Source organism: Paenibacillus sp. 2KB_22, from assembly GCF_052115745.1.
In the GTDB taxonomy this organism is placed as follows: domain Bacteria; phylum Bacillota; class Bacilli; order Paenibacillales; family Paenibacillaceae; genus Paenibacillus.
Genome location: NZ_JBFRHG010000001.1, coordinates 1,452,749 through 1,472,048 on the forward strand (window position 1 = coordinate 1,452,749; position 19,300 = coordinate 1,472,048).

Annotated in this window: 20 protein-coding genes and 1 other RNA gene; 8 read left to right on the plus strand and 13 right to left on the minus strand. The window is 45.1% G+C overall.

Annotated features, from left to right (window positions below; translation table 11 throughout):
- Window positions 1-156 precede the first annotated feature (156 nt).
- Entirely contained in the window at window positions 157-294 is a 138-nt protein-coding gene (locus AB4111_RS06185; RefSeq protein WP_339241200.1) for a hypothetical protein, read from the plus strand.
- Between the two features lie 42 nt (window positions 295-336).
- Here AB4111_RS06185 and AB4111_RS06190 read toward each other — a convergent pair whose 3' ends face one another.
- The 3 genes from AB4111_RS06190 to AB4111_RS06200 form a co-directional block, all read right to left on the minus strand.
- Entirely contained in the window at window positions 337-1,779 is a 1,443-nt protein-coding gene (locus AB4111_RS06190; RefSeq protein ID WP_442030859.1) for a L,D-transpeptidase family protein, read from the minus strand.
- A 216-nt stretch (window positions 1,780-1,995) separates the two neighbouring features.
- On the minus strand, window positions 1,996-2,238 hold the full coding sequence (locus AB4111_RS06195) for a ferredoxin (protein ID WP_090924741.1): 243 nt from the start codon (window positions 2,236-2,238) through the stop codon (window positions 1,996-1,998).
- A gap of 117 nt (window positions 2,239-2,355) precedes the next feature.
- Window positions 2,356-3,657, minus strand: a complete 1,302-nt coding sequence (locus AB4111_RS06200) for a DNA polymerase IV (protein WP_442031588.1) — start codon at window positions 3,655-3,657, stop codon at window positions 2,356-2,358.
- Window positions 3,658-4,188: 531 nt separating this feature from the next.
- Here AB4111_RS06200 and cimA point away from each other — a divergent pair.
- Entirely contained in the window at window positions 4,189-5,808 is a 1,620-nt protein-coding gene (cimA, locus tag AB4111_RS06205) for a citramalate synthase (protein ID WP_253433357.1), read from the plus strand.
- Window positions 5,809-5,886: 78 nt separating this feature from the next.
- On the opposite strand, the gene AB4111_RS06210 is transcribed toward cimA, so the two are convergent.
- Window positions 5,887-6,438, minus strand: a complete 552-nt coding sequence (locus tag AB4111_RS06210) for a TlpA family protein disulfide reductase (protein ID WP_442030860.1) — start codon at window positions 6,436-6,438, stop codon at window positions 5,887-5,889.
- Between the two features lie 224 nt (window positions 6,439-6,662).
- Between AB4111_RS06210 and AB4111_RS06215 the strand changes: the two genes are divergently transcribed.
- Entirely contained in the window at window positions 6,663-7,154 is a 492-nt protein-coding gene (locus AB4111_RS06215) for a Mov34/MPN/PAD-1 family protein (RefSeq protein WP_442030861.1), read from the plus strand.
- On the opposite strand, the gene AB4111_RS06220 is transcribed toward AB4111_RS06215, so the two are convergent.
- From AB4111_RS06220 to AB4111_RS06230, 3 genes are read right to left on the minus strand one after another with little or no spacing between them, the layout of a single operon-like run.
- Window positions 7,140-7,877, minus strand: a complete 738-nt coding sequence (locus tag AB4111_RS06220; RefSeq protein WP_442030862.1) for an exonuclease domain-containing protein — start codon at window positions 7,875-7,877, stop codon at window positions 7,140-7,142. The two genes, AB4111_RS06215 and AB4111_RS06220, sit on opposite strands and share 15 nt — an antisense overlap.
- Window positions 7,874-8,959, minus strand: coding sequence for a DUF294 nucleotidyltransferase-like domain-containing protein (locus AB4111_RS06225; protein ID WP_442031589.1), 1,086 nt, complete (start codon window positions 8,957-8,959; stop codon window positions 7,874-7,876). The genes AB4111_RS06220 and AB4111_RS06225 overlap by 4 nt, the downstream gene beginning before the upstream one ends.
- Window positions 8,960-9,000: 41 nt before the next feature.
- The gene (locus AB4111_RS06230) at window positions 9,001-10,401 is read right to left on the minus strand and encodes an ammonium transporter (RefSeq protein ID WP_253433342.1); all 1,401 of its coding nucleotides are present in this window, start codon (window positions 10,399-10,401) and stop codon (window positions 9,001-9,003) included.
- Window positions 10,402-10,753: 352 nt separating this feature from the next.
- On the opposite strand from AB4111_RS06230, the gene AB4111_RS06235 reads away from it, so the two are divergent.
- Together AB4111_RS06235 and AB4111_RS06240 are read left to right on the plus strand one after the other, a co-directional pair.
- Window positions 10,754-11,182: a MerR family transcriptional regulator gene (locus tag AB4111_RS06235; RefSeq protein WP_017689377.1), complete on the plus strand. Its 429-nt coding sequence runs from the start codon at window positions 10,754-10,756 to the stop codon at window positions 11,180-11,182.
- A 28-nt stretch (window positions 11,183-11,210) separates the two neighbouring features.
- On the plus strand, window positions 11,211-11,891 hold the full coding sequence (locus AB4111_RS06240; protein WP_036609646.1) for a zinc metallopeptidase: 681 nt from the start codon (window positions 11,211-11,213) through the stop codon (window positions 11,889-11,891).
- Between the two features lie 36 nt (window positions 11,892-11,927).
- Here the strand turns inward: AB4111_RS06240 and AB4111_RS06245 are convergent, their stop codons facing one another.
- Window positions 11,928-12,839, minus strand: coding sequence for a LysR family transcriptional regulator (locus tag AB4111_RS06245; RefSeq protein ID WP_062833647.1), 912 nt, complete (start codon window positions 12,837-12,839; stop codon window positions 11,928-11,930).
- Window positions 12,840-12,908: 69 nt separating this feature from the next.
- On the minus strand, window positions 12,909-13,535 hold the full coding sequence (locus AB4111_RS06250) for a rhomboid family intramembrane serine protease (protein ID WP_253433339.1): 627 nt from the start codon (window positions 13,533-13,535) through the stop codon (window positions 12,909-12,911).
- 148 nt (window positions 13,536-13,683) lie between these two features.
- Between AB4111_RS06250 and tpx the strand changes: the two genes are divergently transcribed.
- Window positions 13,684-14,202, plus strand: coding sequence for a thiol peroxidase (tpx, locus tag AB4111_RS06255; protein ID WP_253433335.1), 519 nt, complete (start codon window positions 13,684-13,686; stop codon window positions 14,200-14,202).
- Window positions 14,203-14,274: 72 nt separating this feature from the next.
- Here tpx and AB4111_RS06260 read toward each other — a convergent pair whose 3' ends face one another.
- From AB4111_RS06260 to AB4111_RS06275, 4 genes are all read right to left on the minus strand, one after another.
- Complete coding sequence (locus AB4111_RS06260; protein ID WP_017689382.1) at window positions 14,275-14,667, minus strand: DUF1499 domain-containing protein; 393 nt, start codon at window positions 14,665-14,667, stop codon at window positions 14,275-14,277.
- Between the two features lie 182 nt (window positions 14,668-14,849).
- Window positions 14,850-15,041: non-coding RNA, 6S RNA (gene ssrS, locus AB4111_RS06265), on the minus strand.
- 51 nt (window positions 15,042-15,092) lie between these two features.
- Window positions 15,093-15,905, minus strand: coding sequence for a YesL family protein (locus tag AB4111_RS06270; protein ID WP_017689383.1), 813 nt, complete (start codon window positions 15,903-15,905; stop codon window positions 15,093-15,095).
- A gap of 207 nt (window positions 15,906-16,112) precedes the next feature.
- A complete protein-coding gene (locus AB4111_RS06275) occupies window positions 16,113-17,708 on the minus strand; it encodes a DEAD/DEAH box helicase (RefSeq protein WP_253433332.1) in 1,596 nt (531 codons plus the stop codon).
- 304 nt (window positions 17,709-18,012) lie between these two features.
- Between AB4111_RS06275 and AB4111_RS06280 the strand changes: the two genes are divergently transcribed.
- Together AB4111_RS06280 and AB4111_RS06285 are read left to right on the plus strand one after the other, a co-directional pair.
- Window positions 18,013-18,834 carry a YitT family protein gene (locus AB4111_RS06280; protein WP_091017520.1) on the plus strand — a complete coding sequence of 274 codons (822 nt, stop codon included), beginning with the start codon at window positions 18,013-18,015 and terminating at the stop codon, window positions 18,832-18,834.
- A gap of 173 nt (window positions 18,835-19,007) precedes the next feature.
- On the plus strand, window positions 19,008-19,196 hold the full coding sequence (locus AB4111_RS06285; protein ID WP_029880762.1) for a hypothetical protein: 189 nt from the start codon (window positions 19,008-19,010) through the stop codon (window positions 19,194-19,196).
- Window positions 19,197-19,300: the final 104 nt, after the last annotated feature.

Sequence of the window (19,300 nt, forward strand, 5' to 3'; positions counted from 1 at the left end):
AAAAAGGAAAGTAGTTTGCGCATAGACACCACAAATCGAATGATGCAAAATGCTCACAAGAAATCCACCCGTCCACTGGTAATGACGAGTTGAATTCTTTACAATGAGAGCATGGTTACTCTACACCAGTTCTATTCCAATAAGGAGGAATAACTCATGGCTCCCAAACGTAAACCACCTGCATTACAGCAAAAGAAAGAAGAAGTGAACCGCAAAGCCATTGCATGGACTGCAGCATGTGTAGGCGGCTTGATCATCATTATTGGTGCTCTTATCATTATTGCCAACATGTAGATGATTCAGGCTGAATCCATCTGATTCTACATAACCAACAGATCAATTCAGCCAGTGATACGTTTTGTTCGAGTTATCTTGCTTTGGAACAAGCGTATGCTGATAACGCTGCTTTGCTTCTGGAACAAGCGTCAGATCTGGCAGTACATCTTCTCCAATGCGTACCGGAGTACCTTGCGGAGCAAGAGCGAACAACTCTTCTACATCTCCTGTACGCATTCTCACACATCCAAGGGACTCATCCAGTCCGATACTGTCTGGCTCGTTGGTCCCATGGATGGCATAATTCGTGTTGGAGAGCTGCATCCCCCTGCTTCCAAACTCACCATTCGAACGTCCATTCGGATTCACCACTTTATCTGTAATGACAAATGAACCTTCCGGTGTTCGGTCACCGCCAAGTCCCACATCATACATACGAACAATGGTATCCCCACTGATTAATGCAAGTTTATGTATATCCTTATCAATGACAATCTCAAACGGTTCCTGCAAAAAAGGCTGACCTCCCAACGTATCCGCAAAAGCAGCATTTTTGCCTTGAGACGAATTCGAAGTCGTCGAACTTTCCTCTGTTCCACTCGCTTCGCCCTTTCCTTGCTGTGCCTTTCCTTGATGCAAGGCTAGCAGCTTCGGAAACATCTCGGTCATCCCTGGCGCCGTCTCTCCGAGAATATTATTCGGAAATGGCTGAGCCATTTGCGTTACACTCTTGGGCCAAGCGTCATTTTTTTTACGATAGGCAACGATTGCACTTGATAAGGATGCAGCGGCTTCCTGCTTCGCGGTCCACGCCATAGCCATCTTTTTGATTTTCGGCGTGACTTCAGGAGGTTCACAGTTACACTGCTTGGCATCATAACTCTGTGCAGTTAGTTTCCCGCTCGTATTCGTCTGCACGATGTATTTCACAGGCATATTTCGCCTCCATAAAGACCAATTCTCCGAGGTTTGCATTCCCAATACAGCCGAAGTCTCTACTTTCGGTCCAGAACCGGACCATGCAGCTGCGAGCGCAGCCTCGCCATGACTGCCTCCGCCAAACGCCGCAGCGGTGAACACATTACTTGGTGGCGTGGACGCAGTCACAGCCTGTTTATCCGCCTCTACAGGCTCTGCGATGTCATCTGTAGATTCCAGTGCCGCCGATAGTGCGTCTGCCGCTTCACGACTGAAACCTGGAGCGTCCGCAGGTGGCAGACCTGCCAGTACAAGCAGCATGAATAACGTAAGCCACATTTTGCGTCTACGTTGTTTCTTCTCCTTTTGCTCAGACATCTCCACCAGTTTCTCCTGATAGTCCACCCAGATGTCAGCAGGAGCTTTACTGCGTTCAAATGCCTCGTAAACCTCGCCCGCTTGCTGAAAGCAATAGTTGGCTTTGGCCTCCTGTCCTTCGCCCAAGTACTCCTTTCCAAGCAAATACCAGGCCATTTTATTGTCTGGATGTTTCTTGACATATGTTCTTAGATGAGTATTTTGCATCCGATCCTCCACTATTTCGCCTTTTTCCGTATATCCATATATATCGGCATAACCAGGCGCTGAATCCATAGGACTTGAGTACCCGGTGGGAAAAGGGTATTTCGACAATTCTCGTCCTTGATCCACAGATCAGATAATCACAGTTAAAAGAAAACAAAAAAAGCACCTTCCCTCGTCGTAAAGACAACAGAAAGTGCTCTGTGTTCATGTAAGAAATTAGCCCTCTTTATTGAAAGGCTCGTCCGCTACTTTGATTGAATCTGTAGGGCAGCCGTCGCATGCATCCTGCATATCGTCAAACAAGTCGTCTGGAATAGCTTTGATCCCTTTGTTAGCGTCGCCGTCAAAGATAACTTCTGCCAAACCTTCATCATCGTAATCGTAGATGTCTGGAGCCGTTGCTCCACAAGCGCCACATGCGATGCAAGTATCTTTTTCAACCCAAGTATATTTACTCATTTACATTCTCTCCTCCTAAAATTCGAAACGTACAGTGTTTTTATCTAGAAACATATTAAACCAAAGTAAGAATAATTACAAATCATTTTGCAACCACAAGTCTCTATTATCCCCTATTTAATCAAGACTTTGCAAGTTATCTTTTTGCAGGGAAGTCCCCCGCACTTTATGATTACGAAGCAATACGGAAGGATCGTCCCCAAGCATGCCTGCAGTCACAACAGCATTCTCACCAAATTTATCTCGTAACTGATCCATTATCCGAATCAGATTGTCCTTTTTGGGCTTCTGCTCATATTCGAACAAGTCCATCTGCACAGCGGATTCTTCTCTTGGAATCAGGTTTTGAAGTGTCACACCCAGCATACGTACAGGCTTGCCACTTCCCCAATGCTTCTCAAATAATTTACATGCCTCACGGTAAATGACCGCTGCATCCTCCGTAGGAACTTCCATTAGACGTGATCGGGTGATCGTCTTCATATCCGGGGTCCGAATCGTAATCTGAATACCCTGACTGAACATTTCGTGCTTGCGCAACCTCCTGGCCACCTGGTCACTTATATTGAGGAATACCCGATGAATCTCATTCATATCCGATACATCCGCCGGTAGAGTGGTTGTATGCCCAATGGACTTATTGGCTTCCCGTTCCGCGTGAACCGCGGAATGGTTAATGCCATTCGCAGAGTTTTTGAGCCAGGCTCCATTGACTCCAAATAGTTCAGTCAACATGTTCTCATCCGACTTGGCCAATTGACCAATCGTTTCAATGCCTATTTTCTTCAGCTTCTCAGCCGTTTTTTTGCCAATGCCAAACATTTCGTTACATGGCCTGTGCCAAAGAATCCGGGGTACGTCCCTCATACGTAAAATGGAGATACCGTTCGGTTTTTTCAGATCCGAAGCCATTTTAGCCAATAATTTGTTGGGTGCAATGCCAATAGAACAAGGCAGTCCCAATTCATCCTTGATTCTACGCTGAATGCTCTCCGCAATCTCCATTGGATTCCCAAATTGCCTTGAGCCTGTAATATCAAGATAACACTCATCAATGGATGTTGCCTCAAGTTGAGGGGTATAACTATACGCAATCTGCATGAACGCTCTTGAATATTGACGATATAAATGAAAATCGGGACGAATCACAATGAGGTCAGGGCACTTTTTCATGGCTTGGTGCACAACCATACCTGTTGAGATCCCTCGGTTACGAGCGGTATATGAGCAGGTTACAATTACACCCTTGCGCAGTTCACTACTGCCCGCTACGGCCGTTGCTTTTCCTCTATATAGATCCGGTTCCTCCGCTTCATGTACAGAGCAGTAGAAAGCATTCATATCCACATGCAGAATCACCCGTCCGGCTGTAGGGTAATATTGATCCACATTCGCTGGAGGATTGCCGTCTGAAGACATCATAACCCCCGCCCTTTCATGTACACTAATTAATGAAACTAAATTACTTTCTTCTATAGTATATCAAACCCGTTATGTAAATTCAGTCGCGGGCTTTTATTTTCTCCGAGATCTGATCAGAGATCGAATAATCAACCAGCCTACACTCACAAAAAGTATCAAAGTGATCAGGGCAATAATCGTATTTCCCCATAAAAAAGTCAAAATTCTCCCTCCTTTTCTTCCATATATTCCAATTAAAACTCAATAATAAATTATAACATACATCCGGATTATGAATAACATCCTTCTTTTTGCTCTAAAATCCGTTAATTGTTACACGAAACTGCGATTTCTATGTAGCATTTGGCTATAATGGTGCTATAATAATTAATTATACAAATTGACGACTTTAGGACAAATCAGCGCACCCAGTTTAACACAGTGTAGCGTTGCCGAATCGAAGGATTCGTCCACTAACGTTCTTAACAGATTTTCCCAACTTATAATCCAAACTTTTAAAAGAGCGCTTTATCTCAAAGGAGGATCTTTATGTCAAAGGCCATTTCCATCTTCGATACGACTTTACGTGACGGCACACAAGGGGAGGGTGTCAGCTTATCGGCAGACGACAAACTCAAAATTGCCAAGAAGCTTGATGACCTGGGTGTCCATTATATTGAAGGCGGAATTCCCGGCAGCAATACCAAGGACATTGAGTTTTTCAAAAGAGTCAAGGAATTAAACCTGAACGCAAAGGTCGTTGCTTTTGGCAGTACACGCCGTAAAGGCAGCGTTGCTAGTGAAGACGCCAACCTGAAACGCATGATCGAATCTGGCGCCCAAGCTGCAACCTTAGTCGGTAAATCATGGGATTTCCACGTGCATACCGCTTTGCAAACCACCCTGGAAGAGAACTTGTCCATGATCTATGATTCCATCGCCTATCTGAAACAGAATGGTATGGAAGTCATCTTTGATGCAGAACACTTCTTTGACGGATTCAAACATAACCCAGAGTATGCTCAAGCTGTCTTGACCAAGGCTCACGAGGCTGGAGCGGACTGGCTCGTCATGTGTGATACCAACGGCGGGACGATGCCTAACGAGGTGCACGAGATCGTATCCACACTGCATAGAAGCCTGCCTCATGCACATCTCGGCATCCACACACATAACGACTGTGAACTGGCTGTGGCCAACACACTAAGCGCTGTACAAGCCGGAGCCCGTCAGGTTCAAGGAACGATGAACGGTTATGGAGAGCGTTGCGGTAACGCTAATCTCGCATCCATTATCCCGAACCTGCAATTGAAACTTGGCTATGAATGTGTGACTGAGGATTCAATGAGACAACTTACCAACGTGGCTCGTTATGTTAGCGAGATTGCGAATGTGAATATGCCGATTAATCAGCCTTATGTCGGCAATGCTGCTTTTGCTCACAAAGGCGGAATTCACGTCTCTGCCATCCTGCGGGATTCGCGTACTTATGAACACATCGTGCCTGAACTTGTTGGCAATAAGCAACGTGTGCTGGTATCGGAACTTGCCGGACAGAGTAATATTGTATCCAAAGCGCAGGAACTGGGGCTTGAATTCGATCCAAGCAGTGCCAATTCACGTCAGATTATTGAAAAAATTAAAGATTTGGAGCATCAGGGTTATCAGTTCGAAGGCGCAGACGCCTCGCTCGAATTGTTAATTCGTGAAGCGAACGGTGACATGAAAGAATTGTTCACTTTCGAATCATTCAAAATGCTTGTGGAGAAAACAGCGGGCAAATCCGTTGTCTCTGAAGCTTTTGTCAAACTTAATGTAGCTGGAACAAGTGTCTATACCGCTGCTGAAGGGAACGGTCCGGTTAACGCACTCGATAACGCGCTTCGGAAAGCACTGGTACAATACTTCCCGTCACTTGCCAATATGCACCTCTCGGACTACAAAGTACGTGTACTGGATGAGAAGGATGCCACTGCTGCCAAAGTTCGTGTTTTGATCGAATCCAAAAATACGGAAAACACATGGAACACGGTCGGTGTATCCGAGAACGTAATTGAAGCAAGTTGGGAAGCTCTTGTGCATAGTTTCCGCTATGCGCTGCTTCAAGAAAAATTGCAGGATGAGCCAGGTACACTCCCTATTCCTGCTCACGGACTAAGTAATCATTAAAGTGTATTTCCCGGAAAATAAAAAGAAGCCTCTGTACCCATAATTCATGGATGCAAAGGCTTCTTTCTTTGCAGAAAATTAATTTGCAATTAACGCTTTAATCTTACGTTCCAACTCTTTCTCAGGCAATATGCCCAGAACAATCTCCTGTATAACGCCTCTGGAGTCTATCAGAACATTGGTTGGAAAAGCGACCCCATTGTATTGAGCATACACGGTCCCCTTCTCGTCCAAGGGAATAGGGAACTTCAGTTGGTATTCATCCACAAAAGCTTTGGCATCTTTCAGTTTATCGTAGGATGTTACATTAACGCCATAGAGATCAAGCTTATCCTTATATTTCTCACCCATTTTGTTCAGCTCGGGAGCTTCCTGTTTACACGGCTCACACCACGATGCCCAGAAACTGACGAAAGTCGCCTTGTCTTTGGCGCCGCCCACACTGTACGTTTTCCCATCCATTGCTGTCAGAGAAAAAGCAGGTGCCAGAAGACCCGCACGTGGTCCCGTCTCAGTAGGCATGGGTTCATCCTGCTTAAATACAGCGGCAATCCCGTCTCCCGTATTCCGGGCCATTGTAATACTAACAAGCAATATAACACCAAGGAGTATGTATTTGTTTCGTTTCATAACCCGCCACCCTTTTATATAATTAGCCTATTAAAACATAAACCGTAATTCATGCATGCTAGATGTTTATGACGCTCTATTACAGATCACCAGAACATGATTCACCAATGTTCTCTTTAATATTGTACCCTTTTCCTTTAAAATTTTACAATCCGCATCACAGAAAATAAAATGAAAAAGGACTCCTGCCAAAGCAGGAGCCAAAGAGAGAGGGGTGAATACAAATGGCAGCACTTCACGGACAGCAGAACACCTTCTACATCCCTTCTTACGTAGAACAAGAGATGTCAAAGCACATGTTCCTTTCGCTGCCGCAAGAAGCCTGCGGGGTTATGCTGGGTGAAACCGCAGCGGGCGGTATACGAATCAGTCGGTTTCAGCCCATTCGTAACGTAGCACCTGACCCGCTGCACCATTTTGCTCTGGACGATGCCGAATGGATTCGGTGCGTATTCTCCGAACCTAAGCTCATTGGCATCTTCCATTCTCATCCGCAGACCAGGCCTGTTCCTTCCTTAGAGGACATGCAAGCTCTTCCCGCCTTCGCCGGTATGCTTCAGATGTACCTCATCGGCTCACCTGACCTAACAAGCGGGTTGCGATCTCATATGCATCTGAACGGTTATCAGATTGTATCCTCGAAGGAATCGCAGGATCAGGCACACCGCGTTGCGCCTTCATACCATCTGCTTCACGTTCCGTTATGCGTGACTTAGCTGAGTATACAAATCACCCAGGGTCTCCACATTTTTACGCATCATGTCCTCCAGATAACAGGACCATAACTGTGCTGTCATTTTCGAATCTTCCAGTGCATGGTGACGCCCATAGATCGGAATGCCTCTGGATTCCAGTAATTCATCCAGACCATACCCCGGCCTGCTTGGTTCAAGCCAGCGGGCCAACATCATCGTATCAATTAAACGATGCGTCAGTCTTACTTTTGAAGTCCGCCACAGAGCAGCATTCAGAAAGGCTCGATCATGCGCACTTGCGTGTGCAATCAGAACACTTCCTCCTACAAAAGACATGAAATCATGTAATCCCTCCAGCAAAGTTGGCGCGTCCATCGTCATCTCCTGTGTAATACCTGTAAGTTCAGTAATATGTTCCGGAACCTCAGTCTTGGACTGTACAACCGTATAGAACTGTTCTCCTTCCAGCACCACACCACCATGTATACGGACCGCACCAAATGAGATAATCTCATCCCCATGCTGGGGTGAAAAACCCGTCGTTTCCAGATCAAATACAACTGCGTCCAGCTCATTAAGAGGCGTATGCAGAACCTCAGGTCTGCGCTGTTCTCTCATCATAGAGCGGATAAACGCCATGTGTTGCGCCGTAGGGGCTCCCATAATGGAAGCGATGGCGGAAGGAACCCCTCCCTGACGCAGCGAATTCCAGAATCCTGTATTGCCCCTTGCCGGCTCTCTCATGGACGTCTCCTTTCTGCAAAACGCAACTGTCTTTGCAAAGCACGATGCACTCGTCGTACCAACCCGAGCGTATCCCTGAGCTCATAATGAATCTGTTTTTGCTTCATCTGCTTCTCATCCAGGAACCCACTGCTATTTTGCAAATTCCCTTGGATGACAACCGGTGTACTTCTACGAAACTTCAAAGCGGTGATGAAGGCCCGCTGACATGCATCCAGTAATGTAAACGGAACAGCCTCAAGTGAAGTCAGTCTCTCCATTCTTTTTAACGTAGATGACTCCTTGATCCCATGGTGCAAAGCCAAATAACGGGCACTGTTCACAAGCGGAATGTACAAACCATACTTGACATCAAATCCGCCTGCATGTTCACCAAATCGTTCTGTGACCACACGTCCAAGTACATTTAATGTAGCTTTGTGTTTAACCGTATTACGAAGAACTGCATCCGAAAGTTCAGGAACGAGTCTGAACTGTTCATAAAAACTCGTGATCCATTCCTCTGCCAGACTTTGCTCCCCCGCAACAAAACGCATGTCTGAAGCGATAATCAGATTACGAACTGGCTCCCAATTCAGATCCGCACTCCACTCTGCTAATTGTTGCTTCCATGACGCCAGCGTTTTTCTCCACAGTGGCTCTGAACACATGACTTTTCCTTCGCACTTGGCGTAGCCAAGCCCTTCCAAGATATCCGTCATTCGCTGTCCAAGCTCGGCAAAGTATTCCCCTTTACCCTCATGCGGGATATCGCTAATGATCATGCCATTGTCCTGATCACTCCATAACGTTGCTTCTTCCCTGCCAGAACTGCCAAATACGATAAAGGCATAGGGGACGGGAGGTTGGCCGAAGCCTTCCTCAACCATCCCCTGAATGCATAACTCTACTGCTTTCCGTGCAATCCGGTCATGCAGTTCATTTACCGTCTGGTACCACTCGATTGGCGACAAGGAAGCGGACAACAATTCCTGGAGCTCATTCTGTAATATCACACGTGCCTGGCGCAGTTCTGGAACAGACACCGCACCATCGATTCCCTGATAAGACCAGGAATAGTTTGTAAACGAGATGGGTTCCATCATGTCCAGCCTCCTTGAAGCATGTTTCAGCATGATTCACCTCAGGAGCTGAACGTACCGCCACCCGATTTAGAATCTACATTTTTCATTTGTTCAGGGTATCCGTAAGTACCGTGCTCACTGATATCCAGACCCATTGTTTCTTCTTCTTCAGTAACACGGATGCCCATGATCGCTTTCATTCCGCCCAGAATAATGAAGGACATCACCAGTACGAAGGCAAAAGCACCTGCCAGACCTAGAAGTTGTACGCCCAATTGGTGGAAGCCTCCGCCATAGAACAGACCCGCTTGACCTACACCAGCATTCTCGGCAAGTTCAGGAGTAGCGAACAAACCTGTGGAGATCGCACCCCACATACCAGCAATACCATGCACGGAGAAAGCGTAGATTGGATCGTCAATTCCTTTACGATCGAAGTACTGTGCTGTGAAGAATGTGATGATACCCGCCAAAGCACCGATAACTAGAGCCGCCCAAGGTTCAACGAATGCACATGCTCCTGTAATCGCAACGAGTGCCGCAAGCACACCGTTTAACATGCTAGGAATATCAGACTTACCAAGTACTGCCCATGAGATCAACAGCGCAGCAACACCACCGGCTGCAGCAGCTACGTTAGTAGTCAATGCAACATAACCGAAGAACCCATCCCCCATGGCAGATAATGTACTACCTGGGTTGAATCCGAACCAACCGATCCAGAGGATAATAACCCCGAGTACGGAATACACTTGGTTGTGACCTGGAATGATGTTAGGTTTACCGTCTTTGTTATATTTACCAATACGTGGTTTCAACAAGATCGTAGCTACCAATGCTGCAGTCGCACCAGTCAAGTGAACAACTGTCGATCCCGCAAAGTCTTGCATACCCAGCTCAGCCAACCAGCCGCCGCCCCATACCCAGTGAGCAACAACCGGATACATGATAATGGTATACAGTGTACCGAAAACAATATATACGCTCATCTTTGCACGTTCAGCCATACCACCGCAGGCAATGGCCAGAGATACCGCCGCAAAGGCGAGGTGGAATACAAATTTAATAGTCAGTGGAACATCGGAGAAAGCCAGTGATTCGAAGGAAGCAGCCATCTTGTCACCACTCAGGAAGAATCCTGTTGTTCCAAAGAAGCTGTTACCATTACCGAAACCAAGACCGAAGCCCAAAGCCCAGAAGGCAATTACTGAAATTCCCAATGTCAGGATGGTCTTACCCGCAATGTGTCCTGCATTCTTCATCCGTGTTGAACCCGCTTCGAGTAAAGCAAATCCCCCTTGCATCAAGAACACGAGCACCACAGCCAGAAACGTAAAGGCTGAGTTCAAACCACTTTGAAGTTCAATGTTAGTCGGACCCTCCGCAGCCGCAAATGCGCTGACCGGAAAAGCGAACAAAGTAAGCATTACTAACATGGAAACCAACCATTTCTTTCTCATATACCCCACTCCCTCTTATGTTAAGTTTCTTCACATAACGTGAAACTCTTAATGTCATTATAAGCAGAAGAGAGGAAAGTTGACAAGAGTATTTTCATCAAATCTGAAAATTATTTCTGGGAATAAAGTCATACGTCTTTTTCTTGCACTTAAGTACATAATCACATTCTATGAGTACATAGATATAGAAATGCAGTATGCTGATTGCCAAAGCATAACGTTTGACTGTACGGTTAAAGATCATGTATCATACTTATTAGTAAGAAAAATTGGGCGTAGTATAGAAATTCGCAAGTGGAAACTACAATTCCCTACATTTGAACTTGCAAGCGAGGTGAATATCATTGGGGATATGAAACTTTTTCGGATTGGCGAACTCGCCAAGACCGCTGGTGTTAGTGAACGGACGATTGATTATTACACAAAGCTTGGACTGATCGCTCCCGAAGAACGTACACAAAAAAATTATCGTCTCTATAGTAATGAAACTTTAACGAGGCTTGAACGTATTGTACAGATGAAACAAGAGAAGTATAGTCTCGACGAGATTAAGCAATCTCTTGAGAAGTGGCGTCTGGTTAGTACAGAAGAACAAGTTGCCAGCAAATTGACAACATTGGAGCTTCATGTACAACAACTTGAGCGAGAGGTTAACGAACTCAAACCGCTACTTGGAGAGATGAAACCTGTACAAGCACGTAAAATGATGGCAGGACTTCTCACCAAAAGTGCCGGTACAATGGAGGCACTTAAAATCTTGCTTGAGAACACCATGATGTAGCTTATTTTTAGAAAGCGGAGGAATGAATATGAGTTTTAATAACGGTATGTTCGTATTGATCATTATCGCCTTTTTGCTCTCTTTATGGGCGCAATTTCGCGTTAAAGGTACATTTAGACGTTGGTCGGAGGTACCGAATCAGAACGGAATGACTGGTTACGATGCCGCTCGCCAGATGCTTGATGCTAACGGCCTGCATGATGTTCCAATTGAACCTGTACGTGGTACACTCTCTGATCACTATGATCCGATCAATCGGGTTGTACGTTTATCAGAACCAGTATATTATGAAAACTCAATCTCAGCTGTTTCGGTAGCGTGTCACGAAGTTGGCCACGCCATTCAGCATAAAGAAAGTTATCCAATGCTGGCACTGCGTCACCGGATCTTCCCAATTGTGAACTTTGCATCTGGATTAGCTCCATTCCTGTTGATTGCAGGATTCATCTTCAATGCCATGAACCTTGTAGGGATCGGTATCATCTTCTTCTCTGTAACTGTAGCATTCCAACTCATCACGTTACCGGTTGAGTTCAATGCAAGTAATCGCGCTAGAGAGATTATGGTATCCGAAGGGTACATCCGTAATGAAGAAGAAAAAGGTGTTGCAAAAGTCCTGAATGCCGCAGCCTTGACTTACGTTGCTGCAGCGCTGATCTCACTGCTTGAATTGATCCGTTACATCGGAATCTTCAACAGCCGCGATTAATTAAAAACTCAATAACACAAAAACAATACCCCACCGTTAATCGGATGGGGTATTGTTCTGTTGTAAACCAAAATAATGAAGCAAAAACGAACGAAAGGACTGGGCAACCAGCGGCAATTTGTCATCCGCACGGTGAATTAACCCAATGGTCCGTGTTACTTTGGGATGGGAGATGGCGACATGTGCCGGTTGCAACGGGTTCGTCTGGAATAGTGCCATCTCAGGCAGGAGACTGACCCCCATGCCCGCAGCTACCAACCCGCGGATGGTGTCGGTCTCTTCGCCTTCAAAAGCGATCTTGGGTGTAAACCCAGCTTCCAGACAGGCATGCCACACAATAGGACGAAGAGAATAACCTTTGCTAAACAATACAAATTTATCATCCTTGAGTTGTTCAAGCGCAATAGTCTCTTCACCAGCTAACGGGTGATTCGGAGGAAGGATGGCATGTAATTCTTCCGTGAGTACAATATCACCATCTACTTGATCATGCTTCTCTGGAAAAGGAGAAATGAATGCCAAGTCTACCTCTCCTGATAACACATCACGAATTAGTGTAGGGAACATTCCCTGCTTGAATCTGAATTTCACGTTAGGGTAGCGCTGACGGAAAGCAGCCACAACGGAAGGAATGAGATGAATCCCCAGGCTATGCGGGAATCCAATTCGAATCTCCCCATGCTCCGGGTCAAGAAACTCATGAACTTCCCCGACTGCTTTGTCCAAATCTTTTAATATGCCTTCAATTCGTTTGCAAAAAAGCTGTCCCACTGCAGTCAACTGCAGGTTTCGTCCCTTTTGCATAAAAAGGTCCACGCCCAGTTCTTCTTCCAGCTGATGAATCTGACGACTCACCGCCGACTGTGCCACATGCAACTCTTCAGCAGCCTGTGTTACATGTTCCTTCTGTGCCACTTTCAAAAAGTAATGCAACTGTCTTAATTCCACTCGCCTGATCGCTCCAATCTGTTATACCCTACTTATCCTTGATTGCATTCCATCTTGAGAACGTTCTGACTACCGCTTTAAGCTGCGGGGTTTCCACAGCCTGATCAACAGTCCGTAAATAAAGAATCCGCCCAACAACCCTCCGAGATGTGCCATCCAATTGATGCCCGACATGGCGAAGGAGAATATGATCCCGAACAAAAGCAAAGTGTACATCGTTTTGCGCGAAGCCTCGTCCATCATCGTTCGCTGGAACAGCGCTACATACAGGAATGCACCATAGACGGCATAGATCGCTCCTGAAGCACCTACGGAGATGGTAATACTCCCAATCGAGTTGTACCATGCAACAGCAAGGATATTACCCAACACACCGCCACCCAGGTACAATACACCATACCTTACCGACCCGAGCAACCGTTCCATTGGTGGTGCAAATACAATTAACGCAAAGCTGTTAAACAATAAATGACTGAAGCCCGCATGCAGGAAAATGGATGTGATGTAACGCCACCACTCCTGTGCGAACAGTTCATGATTCGTAAGTGCCCCGAATTTCAGCAGCACCATATTGTTCGTTGAGCCACCGTTCACCGTTAACACAATAAACATCACAACATTGGCAATTAAAAAAATCGACGTCAAAGGGAAATACTTCAAATAACCTTTCCAATTCTCATAGCGAATAAATATCATAAATTTCTTCTTTCACTCCACCCTGTTCAGATCGGACTTACATCTCTGATCCATCGTAATGGTACATGTCCGAATTGGACAATGCCTTTCATAAAAGATTATAATGGATTTTGGCACGGATCACCAATTTATAAGGAGGAACATTATTATGACACAAGAACGTACAGGCGCAGCCACATTCAAAGGCAACCCTATTACATTGATCGGACCCGAACTGAAAGTGGGCGATCAAGCACCTGATTTTACTCTGAGCAAAAACCTGGTTGAAGATGCTTCCCTGAAAGACTTCGCAGGCAAAATCAAATTAATCAGCGTTGTTCCTTCCCTGGATACTGGCGTATGCGATGCGCAAACTCGTCGTTTCAACGTTGAAGCTGGAGATCTCGGAGACAATGTTGTTGTCTTGACAGTAAGCGTTGACCTTCCGTTCGCTCAAGCCCGTTGGTGTGGAGCAGCTGGTGTTGACCGCGTAGTTACATTGTCAGACTACAAAACACGTTCTTTCGGTGAAGACTACGGCGTTCTGATCAAAGAATTCCAACTCGACATGCGCTCCATTTTTGTTTTGGATGCCGAAGACCGGATTACATATGTGGAGTATTTGCCTGAAATGACAGACTCCCCTAACTTCGAACAAGCCATCGCTGCTGTAAAAGCTTTGCTGTAGAAGTTACCACACGTTCAGAACAAAAGCGAGGAAGGTTAGCCTTCACTCGCTTTTTGTTATTTATCATCTATTTCAATCATTCGCTTTATACTTGCTTAGCTTCTTATCCAGTACAGAGAATAAGTTCATAATTGTGCGATAATTCGAACCCAAGTCTCCAAGTGAACCACGTGAAGCTGAATACATATCCACCGCACTACGAACAGGACTTACCGAAATAATGGAAACTGTAATATCCATCGTCCGTCCAAAGGTAGTCCGCTTCTCCAGTATAACTTCTCCAACAGAAGGCACTTCGTGCAGCACTTTATAACCCGGAATTTTTTTGAGTGTTGAAGAAACCTCTTCCCAAGCTCTGTCTTTAGATAAGTTATAATACCGTGTTTTTAATTTGGGATCCTTGGCTCGATCGCTGGTCCCCTCCATGCTGCGGATGATACCGACGAGCGTTCTCTTTAAGGTCAAGACCCTTCCTCCTTTGAATGTAACCGTTCCATTTATGTATCTTAGTGTAACATTGTTCAAGTAGTAACAAAAGGGCAAGCATCATATTTATCACAAAACCAATCAAAACCATTCATCACAACTTAAAAACACCCTGAAATTCCTTCAGAAGAGGAAAAGTCAGGGTGTTGTACATGAAAATTTAGGAACCCGCCTATGCCGTCCGGCTACATTGTCTTATGAACCTGCTTGGCAGGTGGGTGACCGCAAAAATGCTTTTTGAAGTCCCCATGTCGTATAGACAGGGCTTTTCAGCAACATTCTGTGTTGATCTCCCGAAGACATCATCATTGGTTCAAAACAACGAATAACCGAAACGTACATCGCAGGATGTACAATTATTATATCCCTAACTGTGTAAAAAGTAAATGGCGATTCATCATGTTTTATTTTTGCAATGTAATGTTTTTGTCGTCTGATGGCTCAGATGTTTCACCATTCTCTGCTGATTGTTCAGCCAGCGCAGCAGCTTCCTCTTCTTCCTTCTTCAGCTGCATCTTCTCCATCTGCTCCTGCATCTTGTTGAAGGTAGCGTAGAAGTTAAAGAATGCGAACCAAGCAATGATGCTGATAATGAAGAAGACGAACAAGACCGGATAACGGAAACCAATGTAGAACAGCAGACCGCTTCCAAGCAATGTGGAAAATACACGGAATGGTCTGATCAGCGTTAACAGTACTGCATTTTTGATAATGAGTCCAATGGACATGTGATAATGTACAACCATCGAGAAAAAGTTAAAGAGTGATACAAATAACAAGAGAAGCAGCACAAGCATAATGATTCCCACGAGCTGCATGTTGCGGAACTGCGTCATGTACACGGTGTAATCCAGATACATTATCGCAAACAACAATGTGTAGAAAATGCCCCCGATTAAACTTTGCTTGTAGTTTTCCTTGTAACCTACAAAGAACGTACGGAAGATCGGCACATCCGTATCCCCCATATTCCATTTACGAACAACCGTAAACAGCGCCGACGTCGCCGGGAACAGTGTAAGCGGTGCCACAATGGCTATAGCCCAGTTCATTTGCAATGATTCGTTGGCGAGGTTCTGCTGCATAACGAGCAGTTTCATAATCAAGAAAAACAAGAACGGAGACGAACAAATAGCCCACAACAGATTGGTTGCGGCCAGTCTCGTAATCCACTCTGTAAGCCGGTAGATCCCACCCATAGCTCCTTTAAATTCCAAACATTTCTCCTCCTCCGCAGCCTTGCGTATTACCTGAAGTCTAATATTAATATACCTTATTATAGATAGGAAAAGCCAGTACTTCCCGAAAAGAGATCCGCTCCGCCTTTGACCATTGCTTTTGATAATGAGCAAAAGAGAAATTAGCCAATTGAAAATAAAAAAATGGAGCAGTTGCCTGCTCCATTTCCTGTTCACACATTTATATTACTCGAAAGAGGAATCTTTCGCTGGACGACGTCCTTCGTTGGAGCTTGGACGAGGTTTGCGGTCACGGTTGTAACCACCTTCTCTGCTTCCGCCACCAGTGCTGCTGCCGCTGTTACGATCACGGTTGTAGCCACCACGTCCGCCGCCACTGCTGTTGCGATCACGGTTGTAGCCACCACCACTGCCGCCGCTACCACTGCTGCGGTTACCGCTATAGCCAGATGGTTTACGTCCGCCAGAGCGAACATCCGGTTTGCGACGCTTCGCACGGATTGGATCTTCAGGAGTCAGGTCAACTTGAGCATCTTTTTTGTCACCTGTCAGGAGCTTCAGAGCAGCCGACAACAGTTGAACAGAATCATATTGCTCAAGCATTTGAATCGCGATACCTTTGTATTCGTTCAATTCGCCCGATTGTACGATTTCCAGCAAACGCTCTGCTGTCAAACGTTGTTTGCCTTCAACCGCTTCTGCCATTGTTGGCAGTGGTTTACGTGGAATACGGTGACGTGTTACACGCTCAATGAAGTGCAAGTGATCAATCTCACGCGGTGTAACGAAGGACCAAGCAGCACCCTCTTTACCCGCACGACCTGTACGACCGATACGGTGAACATAGCTCTCCGGATCTTGCGGAAGGTCAAAGTTCACAACGTGAGTTACGCCGGATACATCGAGACCACGTGCAGCTACGTCTGTTGCAACGAGTACATCAATGCTGCCGTCACGGAACTTACGCATTACTGTATCACGTTGATTCTGGGAAAGGTCACCATGGAGACCATCAGCAGAATATCCACGTTTTTGCAGAGCTTCAGCCAATTCATCAACACGACGTTTAGTACGTCCGAATACGATCGCCAGTTCAGGAGATTCCATATCCAGCAAACGGCTAAGTGCTTCGAATTTTTGACGCTCAGGAACTTCAATGTAAGCTTGGTCGATCAATGGTGCACTTACTTGTTTAGGAATTACAGATACGTGTTCAGGGTTGTTCAAGAATTGTTGAGCCAATTTTTGAATGTTAGGAGGCATTGTTGCTGAGAACAGCATCGTTTGACGCTCGTCTGGTACTTGTTTCAGGATAGATTGAATATCCTCCATGAAACCCATGTCGAGCATTTCATCTGCTTCATCCAATACAACAGTTTGTACATCATCAAGTTTGATTGTTTTGCGGTTGATGTGGTCAAGGAGACGTCCAGGTGTACCAATGATAATTTGTGGTTTTCTTTTCAGTGCACGAATCTGACGAACGATATCTTGTCCGCCATAGATTGGCAGGGAGCGCAGACCTTTGAAGCGAGTGAGTTTTTCGATCTCTTCTGCAACTTGGATTGCAAGTTCACGTGTAGGTGCCATAATGAGGGCGCGGATTTTTTCGTCACTTTTGGTGATTTTGCTGATCAACGGAATACCGAATGCAGCAGTTTTACCTGTACCTGTTTGTGCTTGACCAATCAAATCTCTTCCTTCGAGTGCCAAAGGAATTGCTTTGGATTGAATCGGTGTTGCTTCTTCAAACCCGAGCTCAGTGATGGCTTGCAGCACCAGCGGTTCAAGATTGAAATCTGAGAAATTTAAATTTGTCAAAATTATTCATACTCCTTTTATATGGTGGACATGGTGGACAATCCACTTTGTTGTCTGTATTCTTAAGTAGCGTTAATATTTATAGGGTATCCCAACTGGGCAAATTATTTTCACGAACGATTATAATTCCATGAATGGGTCCCCAACATAAGACTAAAACTACATACATGTGTTTGAAACATTTCAAATTTTATCGTTCCATTTGGGAAAAGTTTCCTACTCAAGAATATCCACAAATCATTATATCACAAAACAATTCAAGATTACCAGCAATCTGGTTTTAAATATAAATGAGGTGATTAAATTGCCCAAAATAATTTGGCACTCTTTAGTGATCATTTTGGGTGCTGCAGCGATTGCTTGCGGCTTTAACTGGTTCTTGGTCCCCCATCAGCTTTTAAGCGGCGGGGTGTCCGGTATTTCAATGCTTCTGGGTTATTTTACAACGTTGAATCTTAGTATAATGTATTTTGTTCTTAACATTCCCTTGCTCATTGCAGGTTGGTTTATTCTTGGACGACGCTTCATTACATTAAGTATTCTTTCGGTAGCAGCCACTTCTTGGTTCATTGCGCTCCTGCCTGTTTTTGCTGTGGCTACAGATCCTTTACTTAGTTCTGTATTTGGTGGTGTGCTTATTGGAATGGGTACTGGTGTTTCCTTTCGAGTCGGCGGCTCCACAGGAGGACTCGACATTGTTGGGTCCATTTTCACGCGTAAACGAGATTTTCCGATTGGTACAGTGATGGCCGGCATGAACGGTTCGATTATTATGCTTGCAGGATACCTGAGTGACAATTGGAATACAGCCTTGGCCTCCATGGTATCCATTTACATTACAGGCAAAGTGCTTGATCTGATCCATATCAGTCACGTCAAAGTAACCCTGTATATTATCACCAACGAAACCGAAGCTATGTTAAAAAAATTACTTGTTCGGCCTCGTGGAGTTACCAAAATTAAGACTCAGGGAGCATACACGGATATTGAAAAGGACATGCTCATGACCGTTACCACCCGCTACGAGTTGGTTGAAATTAAACGTATTATCAAGGATACAGATCCAAATGCTTTTGTTAACATAGTGGAAACGGTTGGTGTTATGGGCTCATTTCGCAGAAGTTAAGACACCTGTACGGTTAACAATTCACAACATTGTGGTATAATAACGGTGTACGGCTCCTAAATATGTTGTATAGCAGGTTCAACCCTTCAATTTCACAGGCCATATGCTTTCCCGAATGCACCGAATGACTTACCATTTTGGAATTCGAGTAGGAAAGGGTGATTAATGTGGATATGGAAACGGTAAAACTGTTTGAAATTGTCAACAGATGGTGCCCGGAAATGCTCCCTTTCTTGAAACCGAATGAACTCGACTCACTGATTGTCCTCCGGGATGGGCTGGGCATCCTGGAACAGGGAGACGCAATGGAAATCATTCAGTACAGTATTTGTGAGCATCAAAATGAGATTTACATTCAATAATTTTTTTCAGATTGATCACGCCGCTTTTTGCAGGGGATTTCCTCAGCAGGAAGCGGTTTTCATTTTTTCCATGTGTTTCATTACTTGCTTAATATGGTTAAAAG